A 4,067-nucleotide genomic window follows, 5' to 3' on the forward strand; every position below is an offset into this window, starting at 1 on the left:
ACCCGGACGTGGTGCCGGAGGTGCGGCTCTTCGTCACGGTCAACGCCCTGGCACTGGCGGCCGTCACGCTGCTCGCGGTCTGGCTGCTCAGCGGGGTCAATCGCCGGCGGCCATGGGACGCGGCGGCCTTCGCGCTGTCACCGGCGCTGGCGCTGACCGGGCTCGTCAACTGGGACCTGCTGGCCGTCGGTCTCGTCGCGGGGGCCCTGTGGGCCTGGGCGCGAGGGAGACCCGTGCTGACCGGGGTCCTGATCGGGCTCGGGGCGGCCACCAAGCTCTACCCGCTGTTCCTGCTCGGGGCGCTGCTCGTGATCTGCCTGCGCGACCGGCGCCCGATGCGCTTCGCGCTCGCCGCGTCGGGGGCCGTGATCGCCTGGGTCCTGGCGAACCTGCCGGCCTACCTCACCGGCCGCGACGAGTGGTACGTCTTCTGGCACTTCAACGCCGACCGCGGCGCCGACCTCGGCTCGATCTGGCTGGTGATCTCGCAGGCCACCGACGGGGTCTCCGTCGACACGATCAACCTGTGGTCGTGGCTCGTCTTCGGCGCCTGGTGCGTCGGCGTGATGGTGCTCGGCCTCGCTGCGCCGTCGACACCGCGCTTCGCCCAGCTCGGGTTCCTCGTCGTCGCGGGGTTCCTGCTCGTCAACAAGGTCTACTCACCGCAGTACGTCCTGTGGCTGCTGCCGCTGGCCGTGCTCGCCCGGCCGCGGTGGCGCGACCAGCTGGTCTGGCAGGCGGGCGAGGTCTTCTACTTCGCGAGCGTGTGGTGGTACCTCGGCGACTACCTGGTGCCGGCCGGCGGCGGCGACGCGGGGTTCTACTGGGTCGCGATCCTGGTCCGGATGGCGGCCGAGCTCTACCTGGTCGTGCTCGTCGGTCGCGACGTGCTGCAGCCGTGGCACGATCCCGTGCGGCAGAGCGCCCGGGTCGACCGACCCGAACGGCGGCCGGAGCTCAGTCGACCCTGACCCGGTCGAACGCGGTCGCAGTGAAGCGGACGCGGACCTCGATCTCGTCACCGACGTCGGGCACGCGGGGCCCGTGCGGCAGGCAGAGCATCGACGCCTGCATGTGCGGGGGCTCGGCGAAGAGCCGCTGCTTGCCGTCGATGGAGAAGGGCGAGCGCACGAAGCCGACCGCGTCGAGGCCGCCGCGCGCCAGCGTGGCCGCCCGGGCCCGGATCGAGGACTCGCCGGTCGGTGCCTCGAGCCCGATGCCGTGGGCGGTGCCGCCGCTGACGACGAGGATGTGCCCGGACTTGGGGGCGGTGCGGCTGCGGTAGCCGAAGACGTCGCCGCGCTCCACGGCGTGCACGTCGAGCACCGTCGCGCTCACGCGCAGCGCGGCCCGGTCACCGAGCCAGAGGTCGGTGCCGATCCGCGGGCGGATCGTGAAGTCGGGGTACGCCGCCCGGAGCTGCGCGAGCTCGTCGCGGGTGAGGTGGCTGACCCAGATCGTCGTCGTGGGGAGCCCCGAGGCCACCAGGTCGTTGACGTGCCTCGAGACCTCGCCGAGGTGGGAGCCCTGGGCGAGCGGCAGGTGGAGGGCGACGCCCTCGAGCCGGGCGGAGCGGTGCTCGGCGACGATCGGGGCCGTGGACCACAGCTCGCGCGCCGAGAGCCCGTGGCGGAGCATGCTGGTGATCCGTTCGAGGACGAAGCGGGCGTCCGGCTGGCGGCCGAGGAGGTCCTCGAGGTCGCTCGCCCGGCCCACGGTGTGGATGACCCGGTGCGCCACCGCCGGGTCGACCTCGAGCGCGGCCCCGAAGGGGCGCCACGGGGTGAGCACCACCAGGTCACCGCCGAAGCGCCGGGCCACGTGCGGGAGCTCGTCGTACGTGCCGACGGCGATCGTGTCGACGCCGAGACCCTGGTCGTGCAGCCACTGGGCCTTGCGGGCCAGCCGGCCCACCGTGAAGCCGTAACCGTTGCCCTTGACGACCGGGACGAGACCCGGGGTGGCGTGCGCGACGGCGCGCAGGTGGCCGCGCCACCGTTCGCCGTCGACGGTCAGGGTGAGGCTCATCGCGTCAGCCCCGGCGCCGCAGGTAGAGCTCGAACGCCTTGTAGAGCGGGCGGTTGATCGGCAGGTCCCACTCGCCGACGTACTCGACGGCCTCGCCGCCGGTGCCGACCTTGACCTGGATCAGGCCCAGGTGCGGGTCGTCGGCGTCGAGGGTGTCGGTGATGCCGCGCAGGTCGTAGACGTCGGCGCCCGCGGCCAGGGCGTCGCGGATCATCGCCCACTGGACGCCGTTGGAGCCGCGGACCTCGCGCTTCTCGGTGGACGAGGCGCCGTAGGAGTACCACGCGTGGCCGCCGACCCGGATCCCGATCGTCGCCGCGACGAGGTCGCCCTCGTGGCGGGCGAGGTAGAGCCTGATCCGGTCCGGGTCCTCGTTGCCGAGTGCCTCGACCATGGTGCGGAAGTAGGAGAGCGGGCGCGGCATGAAGTGGTCGCGCTCCGCGGTGTGGAGATAGAGGTCGTGGAAGAGCTTGAGCTGGTCGAGGGCCTCGTCGACCGAGGCGGACGCGGTGACCTCGACGCCCTCCGGGGCGGCCTTCTTGATGTTGCGGCGCCACTGCTGGTTCATGCCCGCGAGCACGTCGTCCTCGGTGCGCTGGACCCGCTCGCCGGCGTCGTTCGTGGTGCTGAGGGGGATCTGGAAGTTGTACTGCGGCTGGCCGGCGGCGAAGCCGCCCTCGACCGTCTGCGGCTTCCAGCCGAGCTCGTGGAGCAGGGAGACGACCCGTGCCCCGGTGTGGCTGCGCTCGAGGGGCGCGAGGTCACCGAGGCGGCGTACGGAGTCGTCGGCGATGCCCTGCTTGACCTGGGCGGCGTCCCAGCGCCGGGTGAGGACGGGCGGGCCCATCCGGACCCCGAAGGCACCCTGCTTCTTCAGGTGCGCGGTGAGCGGGGTGAGCCAGGCGGCGAGCTCCTCGTCGTCCCAGTCGATGACGGGACCCTCGGGGAGGTAGGCGAGGTAGCGCCGGAGCCGGGGCAGCTGGCGGTAGAGCACGAGCCCGACCCCGACCAGCTCGCCGTCGCGGTGCCAGCCGATCGACTCGCGCCGCCACTCGGACTTCACGCGCCCCCAGGCCGGGGTCTGGAGGAAGCTGGCCGAGCGGCGTCCGCGGATGAAGTCGAGGTGCTCGTTCTCCGCGATCGCGCGCACGGTCAGGACGGCCGGGGCGGAGCGGGGAGGAGGAGTCACGCGCCCGAGGTTACCGGGTGGGGTCCCCACGCCCGCGACACCCGTGGTCGGCGTCGACAGCTCCTCACGCGGGTGCCCGAGGTCCGTCAGGACGCCTGCCGGCTCGACTCCTGGGGGCCCGCGTCCTCGACGCCCTCCTCGTAGAAGAGAGGCACCACGCAGGCGGCGAGCAGGATGCTGCAGCCGGGGATCAGCAGCACGTCGCCGATGCTGATGATGGCGTTGAGACCCCGGATCGGGATGGTGTCGCCGAGCAGGACCGCGAACGTCTGCGACCCGTGGGCGGTGACGTAGCGAGACGAGGGGTGCGAGCCCCTGGCGAGCTCGTCACCCAGGTAGCGGGCGGCCGACTGCAGCACCGGCATGAAGCCGTAGACCAGCGTGGCCAGGGCGTTGAGGCCGGCGCCGACCGTCGTCAGCACCACGCCGACCCACACCAGGCCCGTGACCCGGCTCCGGTTCGCGACGAGGAAGATGACGCAGCCCGCCAGCACGAGCGCGGACAGCGAGCGGTTGAGGAGGGCGTCGTCGATGTCGCTCGCGCGGTGCAGCGCCCCGGACACGACCGTGCCCAGCACGGCGACGGGGATGAGCCACAGGGCGCGCAGGAGTGAAGCGTCCTGGAGATGCCTGCGGGCGAGGACGGCGATCGCACCGCACAGGATCAACGGAACGGCCATGAACACCATCAGGCCCGAGCCCTGCATGCAAGCAGTGAACTGGACCCGGCAGGCGTCCACCACCCCGACGCGCCAGACCTCTGGACCTGCGTGTACCTGCCTGAGACCTGCGCGGCGTCGGGGGCAGGGTCAGAGACGCTCGCGCAGCCAGGCGAAGTCGGCCCGGTGCT

4 protein-coding genes are annotated in these 4,067 nt (G+C 72.6%); 1 reads left to right on the top strand and 3 read right to left on the bottom strand.

Features of this window, described 5'->3' with window-relative positions; all coding sequences use genetic code 11:
• The coding region (locus JWN97_RS08240; protein WP_297621200.1) for a glycosyltransferase 87 family protein at positions 1-971 on the top strand (971 nt) is incomplete at its 5' end.
• On the opposite strand, the gene JWN97_RS08245 is transcribed toward JWN97_RS08240, so the two are convergent.
• The 3 genes from JWN97_RS08245 to JWN97_RS08255 all read right to left on the bottom strand — a co-directional run bounded on the left by JWN97_RS08245 (position 958) and on the right by JWN97_RS08255 (position 3,924).
• The gene (locus JWN97_RS08245; protein WP_297621202.1) at positions 958-2,028 is read right to left on the bottom strand and encodes an alanine racemase; all 1,071 of its coding nucleotides are present in this window, start codon (positions 2,026-2,028) and stop codon (positions 958-960) included. The genes JWN97_RS08240 and JWN97_RS08245 overlap by 14 nt on opposite strands.
• A 4-nt stretch (positions 2,029-2,032) precedes the next feature.
• On the bottom strand, positions 2,033-3,217 hold the full coding sequence (locus JWN97_RS08250; RefSeq protein ID WP_297621204.1) for a peptidoglycan bridge formation glycyltransferase FemA/FemB family protein: 1,185 nt from the start codon (positions 3,215-3,217) through the stop codon (positions 2,033-2,035).
• Between the two features lie 86 nt (positions 3,218-3,303).
• Positions 3,304-3,924 (bottom strand): DUF5317 family protein, encoded by a 621-nt coding sequence (locus tag JWN97_RS08255; RefSeq protein ID WP_297621206.1) that lies wholly within the window; start codon positions 3,922-3,924, stop codon positions 3,304-3,306.
• Positions 3,925-4,067 lie beyond the last annotated feature (143 nt).

It is taken from the genome of Nocardioides sp. (assembly GCF_025965415.1).
Classification (GTDB): domain Bacteria; phylum Actinomycetota; class Actinomycetes; order Propionibacteriales; family Nocardioidaceae; genus Nocardioides.

Excerpts from the sequence above, each read along its gene's own strand:
- JWN97_RS08245 (WP_297621202.1), bottom strand. The coding sequence starts at position 2,028 with ATGAGCCTCACCCTGACCGTCGACGGCGAACGGTGGCGCGGCCACCTG.
- JWN97_RS08255 (WP_297621206.1), bottom strand. The coding sequence starts at position 3,924 with ATGCAGGGCTCGGGCCTGATGGTGTTCATGGCCGTTCCGTTGATCCTG.